This window comes from Campylobacter iguaniorum, assembly GCF_000736415.1.
GTDB classification, from domain to species: domain Bacteria; phylum Campylobacterota; class Campylobacteria; order Campylobacterales; family Campylobacteraceae; genus Campylobacter; species Campylobacter iguaniorum.
The window spans coordinates 1,285,641-1,311,380 of sequence record NZ_CP009043.1 but is presented as its reverse complement, the minus strand read 5'-3'; the positions used below and the strand labels follow the sequence as shown (position 1 = coordinate 1,311,380).

The window sequence follows — 25,740 nt, the reverse complement described above, 5'->3', positions numbered from 1 at the left end:
AAATTGGTGCAAATTTGGATTAGTAGGCTAGATTTAGTATCTCTTCAAGCACTTCTTTTGTGTAGATATCAGCTAAGCCAAAGGCTTTTGCATGTTCAAGTGCTACTTTTGTGATCTCATCTATGCTTGATTTATTTAGATTGAAATCTCTTAGTTTTGTTGGAGTTCCTATCTTTTCAAACCAATCTTTTAGAGCTTTAATGCCCTCATCAGCACTATTTTTGCCAAAGATTTCTTTCGCAAATCTACTGAATCTAGCTTCGTTTTTGCTTTTGTACCATTGCATCCATGCTGGCATAACGACTGAAAGTCCTGCGCCATGAGCCACGTTATAAAGGGCAGAAATCGAATGCTCTATCATGTGATTTGGGTAGCTGAAATTCTCAACTCCGACATAAGTCGTGCCATTGAGTGCATTTGTCGCAGCCCAAGCAAACTCAGCTCTGGCTTCATAATCATCTGGATTTTTTAGCAAAATCTCAGTTGTTTTGATGATAGTTGTGATATTTGCCTCTATGTATTTGCTGATAAGCTCTGGGTGACTTGAAGCAGTGAAATATCCCTCAATGCTGTGAGCGATGATATCAGAAGCCGAATATACAAGATAATCTTTTGATATTGATTTCATGAGCTCTGGATTTATCACTGAGACTTTTGGGAAGACTAGTGGCGAGCTAAAGGCGTATTTTTGTTTTGTTTGCTCATTTGTCACGACTGCGCCGTCATTCATCTCACTACCAGTGGCTGCTAAAGTGATGATATCAAAGAGTGGTAAAGCGTCTTTTGGGCTTGCTTTTCCTATGAAAAAATCCCAAACATCGCCATCATATCTCGCTCCAGCTGCTATGGTTTTTGAGCTATCAAGCACTGAGCCGCCACCCACTGCTAGGACGCCGTCTACGTTGCTGGATTTGGCTAAATTTATGGCTTCATAGACTTTTGAAAGCACTGGATTGCTGACCACTCCGCCACACTGTACAAACTCAACTCCATTTTTAGCTAAGCTTGCAACTACTTTATCAAAAAGCCCGTCTTTTTTTATACGTTCGCTGCCATACATTAGCAAGACTTTTTTTACGCCAAATTTGGCTATATATTCGCCTATATGGTTTTCTTTGTCTTTGCCAAATTCTATTTGAACTGGGTTATAAAATGAAAAATTTTGCATTTTTGCTCCTTAAAATTTGAGAGTAATTATACACTCGGCTTTTTAAATTTGGTTAGATAAATCCTCCAAATTTATTGCCTAATTCTCCAAATTTACTCTTGTTTTAATATATTTGCGTGTATTTTTGGCTGGACGCCAAACATTCTTGCATACTCTCTGCTAAACTGCGATGGACTTTCATATCCTACTTTAAATGCGATATCTCCGATGCCTTCATTTGTATAAGTCAGCATACTTTTTGCCTCTTCAAGGCGAAGCATTTTTTGGTATTGGATTGGGCTTAGAGAGGTTATTTTTTTGAAGTTTTGATACAAAGATGACTCACTTATGCCTATTTTTCTTGACAGTTCTTTTATATTTATATTTTCAAAGCAATTTAGTTTGATATGCTCTATGACTTTGATGACTTGATTTGCTAAATTGCCTTCCAAAACATACTCTTTTAGCAAGTCGCCGTTTGTCTGCAAGAGCATGTAAATAATCTCTTTTATGATTAAATTTTCTATAAATTTGCTGTAAGTGCCACTGGCTATGGATTTTGCCAGTCTGTAGATTGGCTCAAGCATATCATCTTTTAATGGACTGATGCAAAAGCCGTCTTTGACATTTTTTCTATTATAAATCCTATCATCGTCTATTTCTTTGATGATTTCATAAATTTGTTCTAAGGTAAATTTAACCACAAATCCCATATACGGCGTGTTTGGAGCTGGTTGTTCTATTTTTATTTTTGCTGGAATGTATGTAGTAGAAATCAGGTATGAATCGCTGTCGTAGTGAAGATATTTTTTGTTAAAAAATAGAGTTTTAGCACCTTGTAAAACCACGCAAAAACTTGGTTGATACAAAGTAGAGCAAAACTCGCTAGTGGTATTTTGCATATAAAACTTCACTCCGCTATCTGCGTCTAAATCCTCATTTAAAGGGAGTTTTTGGCTCGATATTAAGTTTATTAGTTCTTTTTTGTAGTCCATTTTTACCTCAAATATTTTTTTGTATTTTACTATTTTTTGATAAATTTTTAGAGTATAATTTGCTTTTAAATTTAATAAAAAGATTAAAATGGCATTTGCGATATTTTTTACAACTTTGTTTTTTATCATCTTTCAGCCTTTTGGGATAAAAGTCGGCTTTAGCGCTGTAGCTGGAGCGGTGGTGGCTTTTATCAGTGGATGTGTGAGCTTGGAAGATATTTTTAGCGTTTGGGATATGGTGTGGGATGCGACGCTGACGCTTGTGGGGATTATTATTTTGTCTTTGAGCCTTGATGAAATCGGCTTTTTTGAGTGGTGTGCTATCAAATTTGCCAAGCTCTCAAGGGGCAAAACCATGGTGATGTTTGTTTCGACTATGATTTTTGGGGCTTTGGTGTCGGCGTTTTTTGCCAATGATGGAGCTGTGCTTATCCTCACGCCAATACTTTTAGCCAAAGTCAAAGCCCTAAAAATGGGCGCAAAAGAGATTTTTGCCTTTGTGATGGCTGGTGGATTTATCAGCGATTTTGCCTCTTTACCTTTTGTCTTTTCAAATCTTACAAATATCTTGAGTGTGAATTTTTTTAGTATAGGATTTGGACAGTATTTTGGGGCGATGATAATGCCATTTTGTGTGAGCGTGGTGGCTTCTATCTTGGTTTTGTGGCTTGTTTTTAGAAAGAGTTTGTCTAAAAATGTGGATTTGTCACTTCTTCCAAATGAGAATAAAATCATCAAAAATAGGGCTTTGTTTGCGTTTTCGTGGGTGTTTTTGGCATTGTTATTTTTGGCGTATTTTTTGAGCGATCATTTTGGTGTGCCAATTAGCATTTTTGCTCTTGGTGGAGGGCTTTTGTTTTTGATGATTGCAAACTTATCAAAATGCGTAAATTCGCTTAAAATTATGAGAGCTGCGCCTTGGGGAATAGTTTGGTTTAGCCTTGGGCTTTATGTCGTGGTGTATGGGCTGAAAAATGCGAATTTGGCTGTTTGGATAAGTGAAATTTTGTCAAATTTAGCCCAGTACGGTGAGCTTGCAAGCGTGCTTGGAACGGGCTTTATATCGGCTTTTTTGAGTGCATTTATGAACAACTTGCCAACGGTGATGATAATGAATATTTCACTTGAAAACTTAGGTAGCCAGATGATGATATATGCCAACATAATCGGCTCAAATTTAGGTCCAAAAATGACGCCATTTGGCTCACTTGCTACGCTTTTGTGGATATATGTGCTATCCAAAAAGGGTGTGAAAATCAGCTTTTGGCAATACACTAAATTTGGTCTGATAGTCACACCGCCAGTGCTTTTGGCGACTTTATTTGCTCTATTTTTGTAAATTATATTAACCATTTTTGGCTAAAATCATTCAAAATCAATCTTAGGAGATATTATGAAATGCCCAGTTTGCAAAGATTTAGATCTAGTGATGAGCGAAAGAAGTGGTGTTGAGATCGATTATTGTCCGAGTTGTAGAGGTGTTTGGCTAGACCGTGGTGAGTTAGATAAAATTTTAGAAAGAAGTGCTACGCCAAAAGAGCAACCAAGAGAGTATTTCAACAGATCAAATGACGGTTATAAAGATGAGCGTAGATATGATGATAAAAGATACGATAATGGATATCATAAAGGCTATCCGCATAAGAAAAAAGAGAGCTTTTTATCTGAATTATTTGATTTTTAGTTTAAATTTTGGTGTGAGATGGAAATTTTTTTAAAAAGTATTTCTGCTTTGAATGATGAAACTAGAGTAAGGATTCTTAAATTTTTGAGCATAAATGGCGAGTATTGTGTTTGCAACCTAGAAAGTGCGTTTGAGATGATACAATCTCGCCTTTCAAGGCACTTAAAAATACTCAAAGAAGCTGGATTTTTGCGGGTTAGAAGAGATGGAAGATGGGCGTATTATTCTATAAGATCGCCACTTGATGAGTTTAGGCAGGCTGCTTTAAAAGAGATTTTGAGCTTGCAAGCGGATCTTCCAGATATGCAAAATGCTTGCGAAAATGAGTTATAATTTTAACGTTTTGGTGTAAATTTATTGCTTTTCAAATCCGCAAATCATATATAAAAATTAATATATCAATATATCTTGATATATTAAATAATCTCTGCTATAATTTCTCAAATTTTAGGAGAAACAGATGTTTGAATGGCTGGTTCAAATTTGCAATTACATAGTTTTTGAGCTTTTTGGGCTTGATAAAACCACGCATTTGGTGCAAAGCTTACACTTTTTTATCTATGATACTATCAAAATTTTTATACTTTTGATAGTCATTATATACGCCGTGACATTTATAAGAAGCTACTTTCCAGTAGAAAAAGCAAGGGATTTTATAAGCAAAAAACACAAAATCGCTGCTCACCTTTTAGCCTCTGTTTTTGGTATGCTTACACCGTTTTGCTCGTGTAGTGTAGTGCCGCTTTTTATCGGATTTTTGCAAGCTAGAATCCCACTTGGAATAACGTTTTCTTATCTCGTCTCAGCGCCTTTAAACGACGCTGTAGTCATAGCCTTACTCATTTCAATATTTGGATATAAAGTTGCGATTTTTTATATTTTAGCTTGTCTTTTGGTGGCTGTTGTTTCTGGGCTGATTATAGGGGCTTTGAGCTTAGAAAAAGAGGTTTTGTTAGACATTAAGCCAGCTAGTTGTGGCTGCTCAAATTTACAAACGCTAGATCTAAAAACAAGGGCAAAAGAGGCCTTAGATTATACGTTTTTTATATTTAAAAAAGTCTATAAATACGTCGTGATAGGTATATTTATCGGAGCTTTGATACATGGATATGCTCCAGCTGAGCTTATATCCAAATACGGTGGCGGTGATGTTTGGTATGCTCCTATCATAGCGGTTTTAGCTGGAATTCCTATGTACTCAAACGCAGCAGGAATCTTGCCGCTCATTGAAGTACTTACGCAAAAGGGTGTTTTGATGGGGACTGCTTTGTCATTTATGATGGCGATAGTGGCGCTTAGTTTGCCTGAAGCCATGATTTTGAAGCGAGTTTTGAGCTTGAAGCTCATTGGAATATTTTTTTGGGTTGTTGGTCCAAGTATCATCGCAATAGGTTATATTTTTAATATCATTTTATAAGGATTAAGTGTGAAAATAGAGATTTTAGGAACAAGATGTGCGAAATGCAAGGCAATGTATGAAGTTGCCCAAAAAGCAGTAGCGAAAATAGGCGGCTTCCACGAAATCAAAAAGATAGAAGATATATCGCTTATCATGTAATACGGCGCCATGAGTACGCCAGCTCTAGTAGTGGATGGGGTGGTCAAAAGTAGCGGAAAGCTTCTAAGTGTAGATGAGATAATGGGCTTGCTACAAAGTGAGTAAATTTAAAATACAAGTATCAAATTAAGAATGAATTAGGCATACAAATGGTTTTATTTCTAAGCTTAAAAGCCGTTTTGAGATTTCAAAATATACACTTGGGTAAATATGTGTAAATGGCTAATTTTAAGCAAACTTAAAGTAAGTCTTAAAGTGCCTCAAAGTGCCTTAAATGCAAATGGTGCGACCGGCGAGACTCGAACTCGCACACAGTAACTGCACTACCCCCTCAAGATAGCGTGTCTACCAATTCCACCACGGTCGCAGAAGTAAATTAAAGAAGAAAAGCCCCAAATCGGGGCTAAAAATTAACCTAAAAATGGGTTAGCATAAAGTGCGATAAGAGCGATAACAAGTGCATAAATAACTTGTGCTTCGATCATCGCAAGAGCAATAAACATTGTAGTTAAAAGCTTACCGCCAAGACCTGGGTTTCTAGCTGTTCCAAGGATAGTTGCTGCTGCAGTATGTCCCATACCGATAGCACCACCAAGAGCTGCAACACCAAGACCGATACCAGCTGCTACAACTGAAAATGCTTTGATTTGTTCGCCATCAGCACCAAAAGCAAAGCTAGCTAAAGCTACTACAAGAAAAAGAACTTTTTTCATAAAATACTCCTAAAAATTTAATGTTTAAGTTAGTTCGGATAAATTCCCTACTTAAAACTCAAAACGCGTAATTATATTTAAATTTACTTTAAATTTGCTTTAAATTATTACGCTAATTGCCATCTTTGCCATTCGCCACTTTCGTCGATTTCGTTTGCGATTTTTTCGTATCTTGAGTAGTAGTATTTGACAAATTCACAAGTTTGCTTATCGTTTGGCAAGTAAACTTCACCATTAAAGCTAGCAAATTTAGCTAAAAATTCGCTTGCGTCTAGCTTGTTTGTGTAGTGTGTGGCTAGATCTAGGTAGTTTTGCATGACTACGCTTTTAAATCTTTCATAGGCTCTTGGGGTGAAATCTATGCTAAGTTTGTCATCATTAAAGCTTAAAACTTTTGAGCCAAAAAGCAAGCTTAAATGAATAAGCCCTTCGCAATAATACGCCCTTGTTTCGGTGACTTTTTGCCATGAAATTAGCCCAACGCTGCGTTTGATAAGCTCAGCAAAAACTGGCATTTTATACGTTTCATCTTCATGTAAAAAGAAATTTACAAGTCCGCCAGTGGTGGCTTTGTACTCTTCGATAAACTTAAATTCGCCGTTTGCATTCATCAAATTTTCTGTGTCGCTATCTATAAACAAAATATGGCCAAACTCATGCCCGATAGTCGAAATCTCATAGACTTTTTTCCAAATTTCAGGCTTTTTGTATAAAATTTCTCTACCAAAATCAAGAAAATCTTTGCTAAAAATCTCACTTGCAAGCTTCATAAATGGCTTTGCCTTAGCGCTTTCATATACGAAATTTACAAATGCAAATATTTTTTTGCCGCATTCCTTGCTGACTATTTCATCATTTGGGACTACTTGAGCTGAGAAAAGCCCATTAAACTCTGCGCCATAATAAACCATAGGATTTGAGATGTAGAGCTGGGTTTTATCAATGTTTGAATAGACTAGTTTTTTCATTTTTGCGTTTTGGACGTCTAGGCTTGAATAAATTTGCTCGAAGCTTTCTTTTATATCATTTTTAAATTTAGCCTCGTTTATGCTGAGGTCATCAACTAGTCTTATATCCCATTCTAAGGCGACTGCGTGAGTGTAGGCGTCTTCATAATACTCAAGTGGATGACCGATTTGGATATCGCCTTTTGTATCCATCCAAGCCATTTCAGCGTCTTGCCACGCTGGTATGACTTTATCATTTTCACGCTCTTTAAAGGCGATTTTAAGGGCGTTAAGATAGGTTATATAGCTCTCATCACTGTCATTTTGGCTAAGGTTTTTAAGGGCTTTTAGGCTCTCATCAAAGGCGTTTATGACTAGCTTCATCTCATCTTCAAAAGCCACTGCGTAAGGCACTAGCTCGTAATTTCCAGCGTTTTTGATGACTGCTCCATAAACTCTGTCACATCTGCTTTTATCGCTATTTGGCTGGTAGAGTTTGTTTGCAGTGATGAACTCGCTAGCGTCTGAAATGCTCTTAAATTTAGTGTCAAATTCTTTATTTATCCCATCGATGATGTGGGCTTGCCAAGTTTTTTGCATTTTTGTGAGTGCGACGCCGATTTTGTGAGTGGACTTGATGAGTTCAAGGTCAAAAGCATTTAAGATGTTTGCGTTTGTGATTTCATTTATCAAATTTGCATGTCTTTTTATATAAAACTCACTGACAAAATCATACATTTTGGCTTTGATTTGCTCTATCTCATCGCTGGTTTTACCAAGATTTTCAAGGGTGTTTATAATGCCTTCTTCTTTGAGATCCACAATACGGCGTAAGACGGCTATTTTAGACTCTTTGCTATCATCAAGCCCACAAATCTCGCTAGCCTCTTTTATGATTTTATTATCCATATCTTTGTATAGCAAATTTAGCTCTTCTTTATACTTTTTTACTATCAAATTTAACTCTTTGAAATTACTCATATTTTTGTTATCCTTATTTTTATTTTGATAAATTTTATCACTTTTTTATAAATAGTAACATAATTGTTTAATGAATGTGTGATAAAATGCAAAAAGTTATTTTAAAGGATTTTTTATGAAAAAAATATTAGTCGTAGCTATGCTATTTTTGGCGATTTTTTCTAACGCAAAGGAGAATAATATGCAAAATATGGAAGAAATTTATCTAGCTGGTGGATGTTTTTGGGGAACTCAAGCGTATTTTGATAAAATAAATGGCGTCATCAAAACAGATGTCGGCTATGCAAATGGCATCACAGATGAGACTAACTACCGCTCTTTGAAACAAACTGCTCACGCTGAGACTGTGCATATAGTTTTTGATAGAAATGTTATAAGTTTTGAAGAGATTTTGGCGCATTATTTTAGGATTATAAATCCATTTTCGCTAAACAAACAAGGCAATGATGTAGGCGTGCAGTATAGGACTGGGATTTACTATAAAAATTTAGCTTTGAGAGCTGATATAGATAGATTTATGGCGTACGAGCAAGGCAAAACTGATAAAAAAATCGTGGTCGAAGTAGAAATGCTAAAAAACTATATTTTAGCTGAGGATTATCACCAAAAATACCTTGATAAAAATCCAAATGGATACTGTCATATCGACCTAGAGCTTGCCAAAAAGCCACTTTATGATGAGAGTAAATTTAAGATGCCATCGCAAAGTGATTTAAAAGAGAAATTAACTGATTTGCAATACTCAGTTATTAGAGAAAAAGCTACAGAGCGTCCATATAGCAGCGAATATGATAAATTTGATAAAAAGGGAATTTACGTAGATGTCGCAACTGGCAAGCCGCTTTTTAGCTCAAATGATAAATTTGACGCAGGGTGCGGGTGGCCAAGCTTTACTAAACCTATCACTAGCGATGCGTTAAATTACAACAAAGATCTAAGCCATGGAATGACTCGCACAGAAGTAACTTCTAAAATAGGGCAAAATCACTTGGGGCATGTTTTTGATGATGGCCCCAGAGATAAAGGAGGGCTAAGATACTGCATAAATGGAGCTTCACTTAAATTTATCCCACTTGAGGATATGGACAAAGAGGGATACAGCGAATATAAGGTTTATGTAAAATAGTGCAATTTTAAATTTGTATTAACTTATTTTGGGTAGAGTTCGCGAATTAAAATCGCAAAATTAAGGAAAATAAATTATGAAAGATATGGGTGAACCACGCATAAAGATCGTCGCTATGCCAAGCGACACTAATCCAGCTGGAAATATATTTGGTGGTTGGATTTTATCTCAAATCGACCTTGCTGGAGCAATCGCAGCTAGAGAGCTTGCTCCTATTAGGGTTGTGACTATCTCTATGAAAGAAGTTATTTTCAAAGAACCAGTTTTTATCGGTGATATAGTTAGCTGCTATGCAAAGGTAAAACACGTGGGAAATACATCTATCACAGTCGCTGTAAAAGTAGTAGTCCAAAGACTAAATGACGGTGGATTTACTGAGTGTGTGCCTGTGACTACTGCTGATGTGACTTATGTGAGTGTGGATAAACAAGGCAATAAAAAACCAATTGATCCAGATCTAAAAAGGCTTCATGGTTTTGTTAATTAAATTTGGTCAGTTAAACTGACCAAATTGCTCTAGTGAGTAGCCTCTTTGCTAGCTCCTATTCCACTTTCTGCTCTAAATTTTTGCATCTCAAATCCGCTTTTATCTACCTTTGCTCTGTATGAATTGTCAAATTTGGATATTAAATAAACAAGTATGAATGTCGCTGGCATAGAAAATATAGCTGGATCTTTATACGGGAAAATAGCCGTCTCAAATCCAAAACTCTTGACCCAGACTCCAGGTCCAAGTATGGTGAGCCCTACGACCACTACAAGCCCTATCAGTCCACCCCAAAACGCACCTCTTGTTGTCAAACCTTGCCAATAAATCGAATAAAAAAGTATAGGAAAATTTACACTAGCTGCTATGGCAAAAGCAAGTCCTACCATAAACGCCACGTTTTGACCCTCAAAAACAATGCCTAAAACTATAGCAAATACACCTATGCAAAGAGTAGAAATCTTTCCTACTTTTAGCTCTTTTTCCATGCTTATTTTGCCATGATGTATAACATTAGCATAAAGATCGTGAGCTATGGCATTTGCTCCACTTATCGTAAGCCCAGAAACGACTGCAAGTATAGTAGCAAAAGCAACAGCACATATAAATCCATAAAATGCATTTCCACCAAGTATTCTAGCTAGTTCGATACTTACCATATTTATACCACCCATAACATCTTTACCAGTCAAAAATGCTATAGCTCCAAACCCGATGATGAAGACTAGCACATAAAAGTAGCTCATAAATATAGTGGCCCAAAACACACTTTTCCTAGCTTCTTTTGCTGAGTTTACTGTAAAAAATCTCATCAAAATATGTGGAAGTCCAGCAGTGCCAAACATCAGTGCCATTCCAAGAGATACAGCACTTACCCAGTCAGTGATAAATCCGCCAGGACTCAAGATATCAGCTCCTTTTGGGTGGATTTCAATGGCGCTATTAAAATATTTAGCTATGTCAAAGTTGCTAGCTTTTAGAACCAAAAATGCCAAAATACTTACTCCAAATAAAAGCAATCCAGCTTTTATAATTTGCACCCAAGTAGTCGCATGCATACCACCAAATGCTACATATATAACCATCAAAAGCCCCACAATAACCACAGCTATATTATACTCAAGCCCAAAAAGCATCTTGATAAGCTCGCCAGCTCCGACCATTTGAGCTATTAGATAAAAACACAAAGTCACAAGCCCAGATATGGCTAAAACTGCTCTTATGGGGCGTTGTTTTAGTCTAAAAGCAGCCACATCTGTAAAGGTAAATTTGCCAAGATTTCTAAATTTTTCTGCGATTAAAAATAGCATAATAGGCCAACCAGCCAAAAATCCTATCGCATAAACAAGCCCATCAAATCCATTTGTAAAAACAAGTGCTGAAATACCAAGAAATGATGCCGCACTCATAAAATCCCCAGCCATTGCCATACCATTATTTAGTCCAGAAATGCCGCCTCCTGCGGTATAAAAGCTACTGCCAACTTTTGCTTTTTTGGCTGAAAAATATGTTATGCCAAGAGTGGCTGCGACAAATATCAAAAATAAAATTATAGCAGTTAAATTTAGTTCGCTCTTAACCCCAATAATTGGCTCGGCACCAAATGCAAAAGCTGATAAAAGCATTAATGTAAGTAAGTTTTTCATGGATTATCTCCTTTTAGTTTACCATCTTCATCTATTAGATCTGCTTTGTAAAGTCTTTTTGTCGCTTCGCCAAACTCATGGTCTAAAAATGTATTTGCCACGTATGTATAAAGCCATGTCACGCTGACACAAGTGGCTATAATAAACACGCCAATAAGTATCCCAAGACTGATAGGAAACTCTCCGATTTTAAGCCCCAAAAACTCCGGTGCTAAACCAATGAGTAACATCATTGAGTAGTACAAGATCACTACAACTGCTACCAAAAACCATGCAAAATGGCTGCGAATCTTAACTAAGATATTAAAATTTGCTATTTCTGCTCGCATTTTTTCTCCTTATATTACAAATTTGGATTGATTATAGCAAGTAGTTATAAATTTGTATCATTTTTCTTATTTATAAATGTAACTTTAAGTAAAAATAATTATTAATAGTTACTAAAAGTAACAAGAATATGCAAAAATAAGTAATATAGTAAAATTTATTAAAATTAAAAATAAAATTATGAGTGGATTTGTGATAGTATTTAGCCAAATTATAAGTAAATTTGGCTAAATGTTGGATTATTTGATTTCGTTTTGAACTTCTTCGTTGCTTTTGATAGATGAGCCTGAGCCGTGTATCACTGTAGGCATACAAGATGTGCAAATATCTATATTTTGACCCTTATGAATAGCTTGGATAAATACTATGTTTGGCTCTTCTTTGTCGTTTGCTAGGCAGATGTTACAGTAAATTTGACCGTCTTTTTTCATTGTTTCTCCTTAAAATTTAGTTATTTTACCAAGTTTTTAAAGCAAAAAAATTGATTTCGCTCAACTTTCTCCTATGCTTTGTTTAACAAACTCAAAATCCTCTTTGCTGTTATTATGAATAAATATAACCTCAATAATCCTTAGCATATTTTTTGTTATATTTTGTATCAAAGCAGTGTCGTTCATAAGAGAAGTCGCCATTTTGTTTGTGATTTTTTTGCCACCTAGAAGCGTATCAAGGCTGATTTCGTCTTTTTCATAGTCATAATATATCTGTTTAAGCTCTTTTAACTCTGTTTTTAGGCTACTTTCATCGTTTATATTTGCTATTTTATCCATAATCCTTAGGCTTTTTAGCATTTTTACTCTTAGTTTGTCATACTCATTTTTAGCATCGATATTGCTTGAAGTCATAAATTTATAGATATTTGGCTGAGAGTTTTTCATATCTTTTAATGCTTCAGCAAGCATCAAAGTTACGCGTCTTATATCCATAAATTTACTCAAATCTTCTTTTTTTGCCTTTGAGCTGGCTGCTATGGCAAAGTCGATTATTTGGCTGTAAATTTCTTTAAATCTGTTATTGTATAGCTCGTCAAAGTCGATTTTTATAGGATTTTGACGCATAGCGATGATCTCTTCTGCGCTTAAATTTGAAATTATATCAGATTTGCTTATGCTTATTGATTTTGCTATTATCGAGCTTGCGTTTGCGTAGAGGTGCTGCATCTCTTTTGTCAAAACCTCAAGCGCACTATCGCTAAACTGCATGGAGTTTTCATTTAGATAATAGGCTCTATCTATTTTGCTTCTTTTGTACTCAAATTTGATATATTTATTTAAGAATTTCTCCATCAGATCTGTTAATGGATAAAATATCAAAACGCCAGTTAAGTTGAAAAACGTATGGAAAATCGCAAGTTTCATCGTATAATCATCGCTTCTGATACCTATTAGTTTAGCAGTTTCATCGGTGATAAATATAAAAAAGTTGATGAAAATAAGCGTGACAATAGCGCTTGTGACGTTAAATATCACGTGGGCTACCATTAGTTTTTTGCCCTCAGGGTTTGCGTTTATCGAGCCGATGATCGCCATAATCGTACTTCCTACATTTGAGCCAATGGCTATGGCAACTGCATTTTCGTAGCTGATTTGGCTTACTCCAAGAGCTGTTATGGCTATAGTTATGGTCGCTGTGGAGCTTTGTAAAATGACTGTCACGCCAAGACCTATCAATGTATAAATAAGAAGCCCGCCGACTCCTGTCATTGCATATTTTGAGAGATCTATCGTCTCTTTGATATTATCAAATCCCGATTTCATGTAAGCAATACCTAAAAACAAAAGCCCAATGCTAAGCAAAAAGTATCCGCAGCCTTTTAGTTTTTCGGATTTATTGAATATAAACAAAACACCAATTACAATAAGCGGCATTGCATAAAGTGCGATATCGACTTTTAGCCCTAGCCCAGCAACGAGCCAAGCCCCAACAACTGTGCCTAAATTTGCCCCATAAATGATAGAAAGTCCAGAAGTAAGGCTTATAAGTCCAGCGCTTAAAAATGATATAGTAAGAACACTAATAAGACCGCTTGATTGCATAATAACGACTGTGATAAACCCAAAACCAAATCCAGAAATCCTATTTTTGGTGGCTTTTTTTAGAAAATTTTCTATAGCAGTAAACATAGAAAAGCTGCTTTCTAAAACCACCATAGCGTACAAAAATATGCAAACGCCGCATATTATCACTAAAAAACTTTTGCTGATAAACATTAGTACGCACAGTACTAGAACGAGTAGAGAAATTAAGATTTTATTCAAGATTAGAACCTATAAATTTGACTTTTTTTAAACAACAAATGACTTAAAAACATAACAAAAAATAGCTGGAAAAATATACCAACAAGTGGAATTAAGGCTAAAATATAAAAGACTAAGCAAGCAAATTTAAAATCCCAGCCAGCATCGCTTCTTAGCATGATATCAAACTCAAATGAATTTAGCGTATTTGAGGCGATATCGATTAGCATAAATTTATAAAATAGATAAAAAAACGGGATATTTATGACGAATAAATTTATCACTGGAACAAACAAAAATGGCAAACAAATAAGCAAAATAAGTAAAAATTTGGCGAATATCACAAGCGAAATTTTGATAATTTTGAGCGTGGAGATGTCATCTTTGAGCGTGAATTTATAATATTTTTGATTGACAAATTTAGTCACTGTAGGGGTCAAAAATCCAGCTATAATGGCTGCAAATATAATGCTTAGCATGACAGCAAAAAATCCACTCAAAATATAAAACATACCAACTATTAAAAATTTAACTGCTTGAAAAGACAAAATAGCTACCAAAAACCCATGCTCACTCTCATCAATAAATGAGTAATCGCCACTGATAGCACCAGCCTTAAGTATCTCAAATAGCTCATTGCCACCAAATATCATAAGCGTGCTAAAAAGCAAAATCGATATAAAAAACGGCAACAATGAGAGTAGGATAAATTTTTTGGTAAAAAAATCATTAATACTTAAACGTAGTAAATTTATCATTTGACGTTTTTGTATTTTAGCTCAAGTGCGCTGTAAATTTGCTCTGGTGAGTTTATACCTGAAGCTAGAATTTCGCCCATTACGACATTGTCTTCGACGCCATTCCAAAGCTTTTTGTAACTTCCTTCTTTATATCCGTTGTCTTGGCGAAATTTATTTAAGACGTTTTTTCCCATATACATTTCAAATAATACGCCCAAATTTACTCCGCATTTCAAAGCCAATCTAAAGTAATCTTTGACTAAATCAAAGAAGTTTATATCAAATCCACTGCAGCGATTTATGATAGCTTCGACGTCGTTTATGATCTCGTAAATGTTGTATTGGTTGATGTGATAAGCATCTTTGCAAAACTCGCTAAATCCGCTACAACTAGCTATATCTGTGGCGAGTTGATGTATGTCACCTATCTTTTTTGAAGTGTAATTTTCAAGTCCAAGACTCATGATAAAATGCCAAATATCTACTATTTCTATGATGACATTTTCTTTGTTTGTTGGTTTTGAGATTGCTTTCCAGTGCTTCCAAGCAAAACTATCTATCAGCTCAGCGCACTCCATATATATGCATCTTTTCCAGCTTATGAGTTTGTTTTGAGCTGTTAGACCGCTCTCCCAGCCTTTGCCATTTGTGTCGTCGTTGAGTTTTTGTTGGAGCTTTAACATCTCTTCTACTAATCTTACATATTGCATAAAAATTCCTTAAATTTTTGATTTATTATATCAAAAAATAGTAAAAATAGTAAATGAGATTAGTCAAAACTATGCGTATAGGCTAAAACTATCTAGCTGTTTTTGGATCTCATCAAATAGTTTTTTGGAATTTTGCAAGAGTTTCATATCTGCTTTATTTTTTTCTAAAAGATTGTCAAAAAGATCAAGTAAGTTGCTTGAGACTAGATTTTTTTCATTTTGATTTTGGTAATCTGGAAGCTCTTTTTTGATTGAATTTGCTAAATTTGTGATAGTTTGATCTGAAAATGGCTCGTTTTTTTGGACGTTTTTCATAAAATCATTGATTTTTGGAGTTAGATCTTCTATGGCTTTTTTGATCTCTTTCATATCTTGTGCAGTTATGCCGTTTGATTTAAACTCAAAACTATATCCGTATTGATGACTTAAAGTAAGTTCTGTGGTACTTTGGTTTTTCGTAGTTGTATTTTTGTAGCTTAGGCTTTTGTTGTCATACATAGATAGATTTATCTCATCGCCAGAGCTTGTTTTAAAGCTAAAATCCAAGTTATTTAGCGATGCGTTTAAATAAGAATTTGAAGATATCATTTTAACTCCTTGAAGCCAAGATCGGTAAATTCACAAAATGATTAAGCCATTTATGATAAAATCACACTATAAAAAGTATCAAAAGAGTAGGGCGATGGATGAAAGAATAGTTGAGTTTATAACAAAAATGCATATATTTAGTTTGGGCGTTGTCTGTGATGAGCAGCCTTATCTTTGTAGCTGCTTTTATGCTTATGATGAGATTAATAATTCGCTAGTTTTTGCCAGTGATGATAGCTCAAAACATATAAAAGCTATAAAAAAACAGCCAAAAGTCGCTATAAATATAGCTCTTGATACAAAAATAGTTGGTATCATAAAAGGAGTTCAAGCTACAGGAGCGGCACGCGAAGCGACAAATAAAAATGTATATTTCAAAAGATTTCCATACGCCTTGGCGCTAAATCCAAAGCTTTATGAGATTAAACTAGAATGGATAAAATACACAGACAACGCTCTTGGCTTTGGGACTAAGCTTACTTGGAGCTTAGGCGAGTAGGCTTAATGTCTCTTGCACGGCTGAGCTTAGCTCTTTTTCTCTTATTGGCTTTAGTATGAAGTCATAAGCCCCATACTCAAAGACCTTTTGTTTGGCTGTTTCATCTGTGCTTACTACGATGATAGGAATCATAGATAAATAATCTCTAGTTTGTATATTTGCTAGGAATTCATAGCCATTCATCACTGGCATTATGAGATCTAAAAGTATAAGGTCTATGTCAAATCTTTTTTCTAGAATTTCAAGTGCTTCTAGCCCATTTGTGGCTGTTATGATAGTATCTACAAAAGAATTTTTTTCCAAGATTAATTTGATTAGTTTTAGGCTTATTTCATCATCATCTATTGCTAGAACATTTATTTTTTTCATATTATCTCATTTTTTATATAAGGTTTTATCATGGTTTCAAGCTGAGTTTTGCTGATAGAGCTTTTGAGTATCTCATCAAATTTATCATCTAAATTTTCATTTATTTCCATAGCTGGATCGACAAATAGGATTGATTTAATATCTGCATTGTGGGCTTCTTTGGCTGTTTGAATCCAGTTTGCTATTATGTTTGATTGGAAATTTGGTATTTTATAGTCTATAAATACTAGCTTATATGGATACTCTTCTAACTTTGTTTTGAAATCATCGAAGCTAGATACCACATCCACACTTTGGCAAAATCCCTTTAGCACGCTACTAAAAATTTTATTTTCTATTGTGCTTTTTTTGAAGAGTAGGGCATCTCTCATATTGTGATTATTGTAAGTTTCACCGTCTGCTTTTGTTTTCGCGTTTGATTTGCTTTGTAATTGTTTGTGCGGTATGATTTTATTTGATAAAAATTTATCTAACGCCATGAGTACGTTGTCTTTATTTATAGGTTTTGTTATGTGAGCGTCAAAGCCTTTTTGCGAAAAACTATCAATAGTGATACTTGGCGCATAAGTCGTCATCGCTACGATAGGGACATGAGGAAGGTCGTTTTGTCTTTCATAATCAGCTATCATTCCAGCTGATAAAACGCCATTTAGTACAGGCATAACAGTATCCATAAAAATAATATCATAATCTCTATTTTTACGCTCTTCTACGGCTATTTGACCGTTGCTGACTATCGTTACTTGGTTGCAGAACTCTTTTAAAATATTTTTGATATTTGATTGATCTGCTATAGAGTCTTCTGCTACTAATATATTTGCATCAAATTTAGTTTTTAAGTTCAAATTTATATCATTTGAGCTTTTGCTATCTGTTGCTTTTTTGATCGCATTTGCGAGTTTTGATAGAGTGAGTGGCTCTATTACCCAGACTATATTTTTCATATCTAGCGTATTTGTTTGATACTCTTTTGGTGTAGAAAATACGATAGTTGAAATCTTGTTATTTTCGCCTAGTAGGCTATAGTTTTGAAGATTTGTTATGATAGCTTCAAACTCATCATCTTCTTTGATGTCGTTTTGGCTGGTTATGAATTTGACATTCACACCAAGATGTTCTAAATATCTTGAGATGAATGAATTTTCTATGTCTGTTCTTTTGAGTGTTAAGACTGCTAGTTTTTTATCTTTGAACTCATTAAAGTAGTTGTAATCTAGTGTTTTTGTTTCTGCAAAATTTATAACAAAGCTAAATTCACTTCCTTTGCCAAGTTTGCTTGTTACGTTTATTTTTGAGTTCATCATTTTAGCGTATTGGCTAGATATGCTAAGCCCAAGTCCAGTTCCTCCATAAAGTCTTGTTATGGTATTGTCTGCTTGTGTAAAACTATCAAATATATGCTTGATTTTGCCTTCTTCTATGCCAATTCCTGTATCTTTCACGCTAAAGTTTATACCCATTCGTGTTGGGAAGTTTTCTGGCGTTTTTTCGATTTTGATTGTGATTTGACCGCCGTTTGGCGTAAATTTGATAGCATTTCCTATGAGATTCATCAAGATCTCTTTGATTTTTACTACATCGCCTTGGAGCCCAGTATTTAGCTTCGGATCGATGAATAAATTTATCTTGATATTTTTTTCATAAGCTTTTACCGCGTGAATATCTGCGAGGCTTTCAAACTCTTTCATCGGAGAGAAGATGACCTCATCAAGCTTCATTTTATTACTTTCTATTTTGGAAATATCAAGTATGTTATTGATGATTTTTAGTAGATTTTCACTGCTTTGGTAGATTATATGGACTAGCTCTTTATCGCTGGCTGATATATTGCTATTTTCAAGCAGTTCAGTAAAGCCGATTATGCCATTTAGTGGCGTTCTTATCTCATGAGACATATTGGCCAAAAATATTGATTTTGCTTTGTTTGCATCTTCGGCTGCTATTTGTTTGTCATTCATTATAGATATAGCTTCTTCTATCATCTCATAGGCTTTTTGCGTCGCACCTGCACCTGATAAATCTATCTTGTGATTTAGTGGTAAATTTGATAGATTTTTTATAATTCTATCTAGTTGGGTTACGTTTCGTTTGATTTTGTTTCTAGCAAAATAAGTTAGCAATAAAAATATAAAAGATACCATCCATACAAGTATTGCTACTGTGCCATTTATCATAAGCTCTTTTTTGAAAGCATTGATTGAGGTTTGTATTTCTGCTTCTATAAGCATGACTATTTTGTCTGCGATATTTAAATATGAGTTGAACTGCTTAAACCATTGGGCGATACTGATAGAGTAGTTTCCATCAGATGCTTCTTTTAAGATAGTTGATATAAAGTTTTCTAAATTTAAACTGACATTTATGTGTTCTGGATGATCTAGTATATTTGTAATTTTCTTTTTTATGTCTGAATTTGGGAATAATTGGGCGTTGAACTGATTTAAATTTAAAATACCGACATATGCTCTAAACTCCTCATCGCTAAATGGTCTGTTTTGCATGAGAATATCTGCTACATAATCTCTTCTTTCGTTGATTATGATTTTGTTGGTTAAAGATAGGTCGAGCAAATTTAGCAAAGCTGTTATTTTTGGATTTAGGTTATAGCTTGTGAAGCTGTTTATTCTGTTTGCCAAATTATAATTTACTGTATCAAAATACTCAAAAAACATCTCGTCAAAATTTATACTAAGTGTGTCTATTTTATCACGCACTATATCTAGTCCATTTAGCAAATTTTCTAAAACATCTTTTTTGTTACCTATTGAGTATAAATTTTTCGCATCTTGAATAGCTTTATCGGTTTTTTGTCTTTGAGCGTCTAAAATATCTTTATCAAGATTTCCTTTTAAGCCAAGATATACGACACTAAGTCCTCTTTCTAAATTTATCTCCTTTATCAAAGGAAGCATGGTTTTTGTCTTTTGGAAATCGTTATTTAGAGCAACTACATTTCGGTAATCTTTATAAGTTTCAAGAATATAAAAGGTCACTATGGCAAGCAAAATAATAAGTGGGAAGCTCGCTGTGAGCCTTATGATATTTAATGTGCTTAATATATTTTTCATTTAAGCTCTTTTTTTAGTATATTTTCTATTTGGTGTATGAAATCCATATATAAATTTAAAAATGCCGCTACTTCTTTTGGGTCTGAGAGTGTTTGTAGCTTTATAAGTATTCCTAAAAATGGGTCAAATTTAAGCTCGCACGCTCTATCACGAATATCTGCAGAAATCTCTTTTATATGATTTTTATCATCAAGAAGTGTGGCTTCGCTCAGCTCTTCATACTTGTCTTTGCAGATTTTGATAAACTCCGCAACACGCACCAAAAATGCATTTCTCTTCATTCCGATGAAATTTGGAATACCAAAAAGCCACTCTTTTGTAAGCCGAATGCCATCTGCTGCGTTTGTGGTTTGGGCTGGTTTTTTAGCCATAGCATCTTCAAAGAGTTTTGGTATCCTAAGCTCTGGCTTGGCTGGAGTTTTGTAGGTGTGATCGCCTACATTTTTGTTTAGTTTTACTTGGTAGCAAAAGTTGCTATTTTTGAAAAACATAATATCTATATCAATGTGAATGCTTATAATATTTCCATCATCTAGCTTTAGCTTGATGCTTTGTAGGTTGTATTCTGGATGTTTGATTATATAATCTATAAAGTGTTTTTGCTCATCATATAAAGATATTTGGTACAAAAACATATCAGAAATATCACTATGTTTTTGAAAAAAAAGATCTGAATCACTGTAGCCCAAAAGCTCTAAAGAATCTCTGCTAATAGCCAGTATTTTGTAATTCTGGTCATATAATATCATATAAAAACCTATTTATAAAATTGCATTATTTTATCAAAGTATATTTTAATAAGAGCTTTTAGAGTTAAAAATTTTTGTCGCAACGCTCTTGTTCGTTGCCTTTGCTATCTCTTCAAAGCTTGCATTGTGGATATTCTCAAAGTTTTCAAACAAATTTAGTAGCTTTTTAATACTGCCTTGGCTTACGCCTAAATTTGCTAGTTTTGAGCTAGCCATATCTTGTTTTTTTCTAGTGTTTTGATGAAAGGTGATAGCAAATCTGTGAGCTTCATCTCTTAAGCGTTGAAAAAACTGGAGCTTTTTATCATTTGGGCTTAAGCTTAGCTTGCCAAATTCAGTGTAAATTTTGTCATTTGCACTGCCTTTTGCTCTGTGAGCCTTAGCATCTACTTTTTCTTTTGAAATAGCTATTATATCGACGTTTGCTCCACTGCTTGCGATGATATTTTTAGCCAAGTTTAAAAGCGCTTCACCACCATCAATCACCCAAAGATCTGGTGGGCTAAGCTTCTCAAAGCCCAAAGCTCTATGAGTTAGCATTTCATTCATCTGATCATAATCATTAGTGGTTTTTAGATGAATATGGCGGTAATGCTCTTTTTTAAATTTATCAAGCTCCCAAGCGATCATTCCAGCTACTGGAGCACTGCCAAAGAGATGAGAGTTGTCAAAGCACTCGATTTTGATAGGTAAGTTTGTAAGCTTGAAGTAGTCTTTTATCTCGTTCAAAAACTCGTAATTATGCGTTTTTAGGTGTTTGTCTATGAAAGAGCTGGCGTTTGTGAATGCGACATTACAAATTGATTTTTTATCTCCGCTTTTTGGGGAGGAGATATTAAATTTTTTGCCGTGTCTTTTGCTTAAAATCTCACTCACAAGCTCCATATCTTCAAACTCATCTCTGGTGTAAATTTTGCCAGTCGCCACTGGCTCATCGGGTGGAAAAGCTTCAAGCAAAATCTGCTTATACAAGCTTGAAGAGTCTAAATTTGATATATCATTTGCCTTACTTAAAGTGTGATTAGCAAAGGCGACTTTGCCATCTCTGATAGACAGACGCACAGAGCAGACAAATCCACGCTCACAGCTTATGGCTATGGCTTCAAAATCCTCAAGCCTAGCGATATCGACTTCGACTTTGATGCTTATATCTTTTATTGTGTTTATGCTATCTCGCAGTTTGGCGGCCTCTTCGTAGTTTTCATTTATGGCATAATTTGTCATCAAATTTGATAGATTTTCTATCAATTGTTCTGGATTTTTTAGCTTTTTTATGGCTTCATTTACTATTTTTGAGTAGTTTTCTTTTGAAATTTTACCAATACAAGGAGCCTCGCAGCGTCCGATTTGATGAAAAAGACAAGCTTTTTTGTCTTTTAGGCAAGATTTTTTTTGGACTAGTTTAAACTCAAGATAAAGTGCTTCAAGTATCTCTTTTGCGCCTTTGAAAAATGGTCCAAAATATTTGATATTTTTGCCTTTTATTACCTTTCTTGTGATCTCAAAACGTGGAAAATCAAGGCTTAAATCGATATAAATATATGGATAGGTTTTATCATCTCTAAGCAAAATATTGTATTTTGGTTTGAGCTGCTTGATAAATGAGTTTTCAAGTATGAGTGCGTCGCTTTCGCTTGGGGCTTCTATCCATTCTATATGCACAGCTTCGCTTATCATTTTGGCTATGCGTGGGCTTAGGCGAGGGCTTGGGGCGAGAGTAGGAGTGAAGCTAAAGTAGCTTTTGACGCGGTTTTTTAGGACTTTTGCCTTGCCTACATAAAGTAGCTTTGAGTTTGCGTCAAAATACTGATAAACTCCAGGCGAGTTTGGCAGACTTTTTAACTCATCAGCTAGCATTTTTCGCCTTTTTTATAGCTATTCTAAGGTTTTCAAACAAGGTGTAAATCTCGCTATTTTGGGCTAAATTTACAAACTCTCCATTTGATTTTTCTATCATAATTTTACTTGGTGTTGGGCTTGCTTTTTTAAATTTAACTATTTTGGTTACGAAAAACTTAACATCATTGCAAGGTTTTAGGCTGGTTTTGGGGTTAAAATTTATATAGCTCTTTAAAAGAGTTTTTATTTGGCTTATGATATTATCGTTTTTTAGTTCTTGCAAGGCGAGTGGATGAGAAACTGCGATAAAAAGCGTAGCTTCTTTTATGTATGCAAATTTGATTAAATTTACCCTGTTTTTGCCAAGTAAATTTAAAAAATCCTTGCATTCTTTGCTTGATTTTAAATTTTTATACAAAGGATTTTCTAAGATATGGTTAATAATTTCAGAACTTTTCATTTGGCGATTTTAACATCTTTTTTATTAATTTTTCTTGTTGGTTGTGGCTACAAAGCAGACCCAAAATACGTAAGTGATGAAAATAATAGCACTTTAATAGCAAAATAACCAAAGTTTTAAGTCATTTTGGGTAGAATGCTATGATTTTAATAACAAATTTAGGTTGGTAAATAATGAAAAATGCAGATATTTTGGTGCTGGACTTTGGTTCTCAGTACACTCAGCTTATCGCTAGAAGATTAAGAGAGCAGGGCGTTTATGCTGAGCTTATGCCTTTTAATGCTAGTGTTGAAGCAATAAAAGCCAAAAATCCAAAAGGTATCGTTTTAAGCGGTGGACCAGCAAGCGTTTATGCAAAAGATGCTTATTTTTGCGATGATGAGATTTTTAATCTTGGTTTGCCGATTTTGGGAATTTGCTATGGTATGCAGCTCCTAGCTCACAAAAACGGTGCTGTCGTAGCTCCTGCTGGACACAAAGAATATGGCAAAGCAAATTTAAATATAGTAAAAGAGTGTGATCTTTTAAAAGGAATTCCAGCTCAAAGCGTAGTTTGGATGAGTCACTCTGATAAAGTAAATGAGCTTCCTAGCGGCTTTGAAGTGTTAGCAAACTCAGAAAATAGCGAATTTTGCGTTTTTGGCAATGAAGCTAAAAAAATGTACGCTTTGCAATTTCACCCAGAAGTAGCTCATAGTGAGTTTGGCGACGCGATGCTTAAAAACTTTGCCAAAATTTGCGGATGTGAAAGTACTTGGAATATGGGAAGCTTTGCTAAAAAAGAGATCGCTGCTATCAAAGAAAAAGTAGGCAACGATAAGGTGCTTTGTGCAGTAAGTGGCGGCGTGGATAGCTCAGTAGTAGCTGCTCTTTTAGCTCACGCAGTCCCAGAAAATCTAATCGTGGTTTTTGTGGATAATGGACTTCTTAGAACAAACGAAGCCAAACAAGTAGAAGAGATATTTAGGCTCAAACTTGGTATAAATTTAATAAGCATAGACGCAAGTGAGCTGTTTTTAGGCAGACTTGCAGGCGTCAGCGATCCAGAGAAAAAACGCAAAATCATTGGCGAGACATTTATAGAAGTCTTTGACGCTGAAGCTAAAAAACACGAAAATGTAAAATATTTAGCTCAAGGCACGCTTTATACTGACATAATAGAAAGTAGCGTCGCAGGAGCGTCAAAAACTATCAAAAGTCATCACAATGTAGGTGGTCTTCCTGAGTGGATGAAATTTGAGCTTATCGAGCCTTTGCGTGAGATTTTTAAAGATGAGGTAAGAAAACTTGGACTTGAGCTTGGACTTAGCCGTGATGTAGTTTTCCGTCATCCATTCCCTGGACCAGGTCTTGCTATACGCATCATGGGCGAGGTAAATAAACCAAGTCTTGAGCTACTTCGCAAAGCTGATGTAATACTAAGAGATGAGCTAAAAAGTAGTGGCTGGTATGACAAAACTTGGCAAGCATTTTGCGTGCTTTTAAATGTAAATAGCGTGGGCGTAATGGGTGATAACCGCACTTATGAAAACGCAGTTTGTATCCGTGTAGTAGATGCAAGCGACGGTATGACGGCGAGCTTTTCAAGACTTCCTTATGACCTGCTAGAAAACTGCAGTCGCCGCATTATAAATGAAGTTGATGGGATAAACCGCGTAGTCTATGACATCAGCTCAAAACCACCTGCAACTATCGAGTGGGAATAATGCAAACACACCCTTTTGAGCCGATTTTTGATAGTGGCTCAAAGGTCTTAATCCTCGGCTCTTTTCCTTCTGTAAGCTCAAGAGCCGATGGATTTTATTACGGACATAAAAAAAATAGATTTTGGGACGTTTTATCAGCTATTTACAACTGCCAAAATTTAATCACAAAAGAAGAAAAAATCAAATTTTTAATAGATCATAATATAGCCGTCTATGACGCTGCTTACAAATGTGAGATAAAAGGCTCGTCAGATAGCAGTATTTGCGAGGTTGTGCCAGCAGATTTAAGTCAAATTTTTGATAATGCAAACATAAAAATGGTATTTGCAAATGGTAATAAATCCTATGAAATATGCAAAAAATTTTATGATTTTGAGCCTATTAAACTGCCATCAACCAGCCCTTTAAATATCAAATTTGATTTAGAAAAACTAAAACAAAAATGGTCTATAATCTTGGAATATACAAAATGATTTATCTAGTTTCAAACACATTATCAAACGATGAAAATGTAGTAAATTTGCAAGTTTGCCAGATCAAATTTAATAAATTTAATATTGATTTGAGCGAGTTTGACGTGCTTATACTAACAAGCAAAAATGCCATAAATGCTCTTAAATTTAGCGAGATTGTGCCTGTGAATTTGAGAGTTTTTAGTATAGGTGAGGCGACAACTTTAGCTGCTAAAGATTTTGGATTTAGCAATGTAATTCAAGCTAAAAATTCACATGGGCGTGAGTTTGGAGATGAAATTTTACCAAATTTGATTGGCAAAAAAGTACTTTACATAAGGGCTAAAGAAACTGTTTCAAATTTGAGCGAGTTTTTTAGTCAAAATGGCGTAAATTTAACTACAATCGTTGGCTATGAAAATGTAATTTTAAGCCTTGAGCCACATTTAAAACCGCCAAAAAGCTCAATTATAGTATTTACAAGTCCAAAAAACGTAGAAGCATTTGTGCGTAATTTTGGCTGGGATAGTAGCTACAAAGCCGTTGCTATCGGCAATACAACAGCAAAATCGCTAAATAATTTTACTACTAGTATCATCAGTAAAACTCAAAGTTTAGATGAGTGCTTGAATTTGGCAAAAAACCTTTAATATTCTTTGTTTTTTAAGCAAAATTTGTATATAATCTCAAAAGCCTGAGTGGTGCGATAGCG

Annotated in this window: 26 protein-coding genes, 1 tRNA gene and 1 pseudogene; 11 read left to right on the top strand and 17 right to left on the bottom strand. The window is 35.0% G+C overall.

The window, feature by feature from the left end:
• Positions 1-19: 19 nt before the first annotated feature.
• Both CIG1485E_RS06580 and CIG1485E_RS06575 read right to left on the bottom strand, forming a co-directional pair.
• Positions 20-1,168, bottom strand: coding sequence for an iron-containing alcohol dehydrogenase (locus tag CIG1485E_RS06580; protein ID WP_038454804.1), 1,149 nt, complete (start codon positions 1,166-1,168; stop codon positions 20-22).
• Between the two features lie 92 nt (positions 1,169-1,260).
• A complete protein-coding gene (locus CIG1485E_RS06575) occupies positions 1,261-2,271 on the bottom strand; it encodes an AraC family transcriptional regulator (protein WP_235183844.1) in 1,011 nt (336 codons plus the stop codon).
• Here CIG1485E_RS06575 and CIG1485E_RS06570 point away from each other — a divergent pair.
• The 5 genes and pseudogenes from CIG1485E_RS06570 (at position 2,225) to CIG1485E_RS06550 (ending at position 5,489) form a co-directional block, all read left to right on the top strand.
• Positions 2,225-3,481 (top strand): arsenic transporter, encoded by a 1,257-nt coding sequence (locus CIG1485E_RS06570; protein ID WP_038454802.1) that lies wholly within the window; start codon positions 2,225-2,227, stop codon positions 3,479-3,481. The two genes, CIG1485E_RS06575 and CIG1485E_RS06570, sit on opposite strands and share 47 nt — an antisense overlap.
• A gap of 54 nt (positions 3,482-3,535) precedes the next feature.
• On the top strand, positions 3,536-3,826 hold the full coding sequence (locus CIG1485E_RS06565; protein WP_038454800.1) for a TFIIB-type zinc ribbon-containing protein: 291 nt from the start codon (positions 3,536-3,538) through the stop codon (positions 3,824-3,826).
• A gap of 18 nt (positions 3,827-3,844) precedes the next feature.
• Positions 3,845-4,159: an ArsR/SmtB family transcription factor gene (locus CIG1485E_RS06560; protein WP_038454798.1), complete on the top strand. Its 315-nt coding sequence runs from the start codon at positions 3,845-3,847 to the stop codon at positions 4,157-4,159.
• 127 nt (positions 4,160-4,286) lie between these two features.
• On the top strand, positions 4,287-5,243 hold the full coding sequence (locus CIG1485E_RS06555; RefSeq protein WP_038454796.1) for a permease: 957 nt from the start codon (positions 4,287-4,289) through the stop codon (positions 5,241-5,243).
• 9 nt (positions 5,244-5,252) lie between these two features.
• Positions 5,253-5,489: pseudogene (locus CIG1485E_RS06550) on the top strand (thioredoxin family protein).
• A 176-nt stretch (positions 5,490-5,665) separates the two neighbouring features.
• Here the strand turns inward: CIG1485E_RS06550 and CIG1485E_RS06545 are convergent.
• The 3 genes from CIG1485E_RS06545 to ciaB form a co-directional block, all read right to left on the bottom strand.
• A tRNA-Leu gene (locus tag CIG1485E_RS06545) sits at positions 5,666-5,751 on the bottom strand.
• A gap of 43 nt (positions 5,752-5,794) precedes the next feature.
• Entirely contained in the window at positions 5,795-6,097 is a 303-nt protein-coding gene (locus tag CIG1485E_RS06540) for a F0F1 ATP synthase subunit C (RefSeq protein WP_002850080.1), read from the bottom strand.
• A 107-nt stretch (positions 6,098-6,204) separates the two neighbouring features.
• Positions 6,205-8,025: an invasion protein CiaB gene (ciaB, locus tag CIG1485E_RS06535; RefSeq protein ID WP_038454794.1), complete on the bottom strand. Its 1,821-nt coding sequence runs from the start codon at positions 8,023-8,025 to the stop codon at positions 6,205-6,207.
• A gap of 115 nt (positions 8,026-8,140) precedes the next feature.
• Here ciaB and msrB point away from each other — a divergent pair, with 115 nt between their 5' ends.
• Entirely contained in the window at positions 8,141-9,151 is a 1,011-nt protein-coding gene (gene msrB / locus CIG1485E_RS06530; protein WP_038454792.1) for a peptide-methionine (R)-S-oxide reductase MsrB, read from the top strand.
• 76 nt (positions 9,152-9,227) lie between these two features.
• Complete coding sequence (locus tag CIG1485E_RS06525; protein ID WP_038454790.1) at positions 9,228-9,638, top strand: acyl-CoA thioesterase; 411 nt, start codon at positions 9,228-9,230, stop codon at positions 9,636-9,638.
• 29 nt (positions 9,639-9,667) lie between these two features.
• Here CIG1485E_RS06525 and CIG1485E_RS06520 read toward each other — a convergent pair whose 3' ends face one another.
• The 7 genes from CIG1485E_RS06520 to CIG1485E_RS06490 form a co-directional block, all read right to left on the bottom strand.
• Positions 9,668-11,284 (bottom strand): cation acetate symporter, encoded by a 1,617-nt coding sequence (locus CIG1485E_RS06520; protein ID WP_038454788.1) that lies wholly within the window; start codon positions 11,282-11,284, stop codon positions 9,668-9,670.
• Positions 11,281-11,613: a DUF485 domain-containing protein gene (locus CIG1485E_RS06515; RefSeq protein WP_038454786.1), complete on the bottom strand. Its 333-nt coding sequence runs from the start codon at positions 11,611-11,613 to the stop codon at positions 11,281-11,283. Before CIG1485E_RS06515 ends, CIG1485E_RS06520 begins: the two co-directional genes overlap by 4 nt.
• Before the next feature lie 237 nt (positions 11,614-11,850).
• Positions 11,851-12,042, bottom strand: coding sequence for a hypothetical protein (locus tag CIG1485E_RS06510; protein ID WP_038454784.1), 192 nt, complete (start codon positions 12,040-12,042; stop codon positions 11,851-11,853).
• Between the two features lie 60 nt (positions 12,043-12,102).
• Entirely contained in the window at positions 12,103-13,797 is a 1,695-nt protein-coding gene (locus CIG1485E_RS06505; protein WP_235183843.1) for a Na/Pi cotransporter family protein, read from the bottom strand.
• 74 nt (positions 13,798-13,871) lie between these two features.
• On the bottom strand, positions 13,872-14,606 hold the full coding sequence (locus CIG1485E_RS06500) for an EI24 domain-containing protein (protein ID WP_038454780.1): 735 nt from the start codon (positions 14,604-14,606) through the stop codon (positions 13,872-13,874).
• Positions 14,603-15,298 (bottom strand): dUTPase, encoded by a 696-nt coding sequence (dut, locus tag CIG1485E_RS06495; RefSeq protein ID WP_038454778.1) that lies wholly within the window; start codon positions 15,296-15,298, stop codon positions 14,603-14,605. The genes CIG1485E_RS06500 and dut overlap by 4 nt, the downstream gene beginning before the upstream one ends.
• A 69-nt stretch (positions 15,299-15,367) precedes the next feature.
• Positions 15,368-15,886 (bottom strand): hypothetical protein, encoded by a 519-nt coding sequence (locus tag CIG1485E_RS06490; protein ID WP_038454776.1) that lies wholly within the window; start codon positions 15,884-15,886, stop codon positions 15,368-15,370.
• A gap of 94 nt (positions 15,887-15,980) precedes the next feature.
• Between CIG1485E_RS06490 and CIG1485E_RS06485 the strand changes: the two genes are divergently transcribed.
• Positions 15,981-16,385 carry a pyridoxamine 5'-phosphate oxidase family protein gene (locus tag CIG1485E_RS06485; RefSeq protein WP_038454774.1) on the top strand — a complete coding sequence of 135 codons (405 nt, stop codon included), beginning with the start codon at positions 15,981-15,983 and terminating at the stop codon, positions 16,383-16,385.
• Here the strand turns inward: CIG1485E_RS06485 and CIG1485E_RS06480 are convergent.
• Genes CIG1485E_RS06480 through CIG1485E_RS06460 form a run of 5 tightly spaced genes read right to left on the bottom strand, consistent with a single transcriptional unit; the run spans position 16,374 to position 22,870 of the window.
• Complete coding sequence (locus tag CIG1485E_RS06480) at positions 16,374-16,754, bottom strand: response regulator (RefSeq protein ID WP_038454772.1); 381 nt, start codon at positions 16,752-16,754, stop codon at positions 16,374-16,376. The two genes, CIG1485E_RS06485 and CIG1485E_RS06480, sit on opposite strands and share 12 nt — an antisense overlap.
• Entirely contained in the window at positions 16,751-19,822 is a 3,072-nt protein-coding gene (locus CIG1485E_RS06475; protein WP_038454770.1) for an ATP-binding protein, read from the bottom strand. The genes CIG1485E_RS06480 and CIG1485E_RS06475 overlap by 4 nt, the downstream gene beginning before the upstream one ends.
• Positions 19,819-20,571 (bottom strand): hypothetical protein, encoded by a 753-nt coding sequence (locus CIG1485E_RS06470; protein ID WP_038454768.1) that lies wholly within the window; start codon positions 20,569-20,571, stop codon positions 19,819-19,821. Before CIG1485E_RS06470 ends, CIG1485E_RS06475 begins: the two co-directional genes overlap by 4 nt.
• A gap of 45 nt (positions 20,572-20,616) precedes the next feature.
• Positions 20,617-22,428 carry an excinuclease ABC subunit UvrC gene (gene uvrC / locus CIG1485E_RS06465; protein ID WP_038454766.1) on the bottom strand — a complete coding sequence of 604 codons (1,812 nt, stop codon included), beginning with the start codon at positions 22,426-22,428 and terminating at the stop codon, positions 20,617-20,619.
• Positions 22,418-22,870: a hypothetical protein gene (locus CIG1485E_RS06460; protein ID WP_038454764.1), complete on the bottom strand. Its 453-nt coding sequence runs from the start codon at positions 22,868-22,870 to the stop codon at positions 22,418-22,420. Before CIG1485E_RS06460 ends, uvrC begins: the two co-directional genes overlap by 11 nt.
• Positions 22,871-23,043: 173 nt before the next feature.
• Between CIG1485E_RS06460 and guaA the strand changes: the two genes are divergently transcribed.
• The 3 genes from guaA to CIG1485E_RS06445 are packed head-to-tail and all read left to right on the top strand — an operon-like array spanning position 23,044 to position 25,678.
• Complete coding sequence (guaA, locus tag CIG1485E_RS06455; protein WP_038454763.1) at positions 23,044-24,576, top strand: glutamine-hydrolyzing GMP synthase; 1,533 nt, start codon at positions 23,044-23,046, stop codon at positions 24,574-24,576.
• Entirely contained in the window at positions 24,576-25,049 is a 474-nt protein-coding gene (locus CIG1485E_RS06450; protein WP_038454761.1) for a DNA-deoxyinosine glycosylase, read from the top strand. The genes guaA and CIG1485E_RS06450 overlap by 1 nt, the downstream gene beginning before the upstream one ends.
• The gene (locus CIG1485E_RS06445) at positions 25,046-25,678 is read left to right on the top strand and encodes a uroporphyrinogen-III synthase (RefSeq protein WP_038454759.1); all 633 of its coding nucleotides are present in this window, start codon (positions 25,046-25,048) and stop codon (positions 25,676-25,678) included. Before CIG1485E_RS06450 ends, CIG1485E_RS06445 begins: the two co-directional genes overlap by 4 nt.
• Positions 25,679-25,740: the final 62 nt, after the last annotated feature.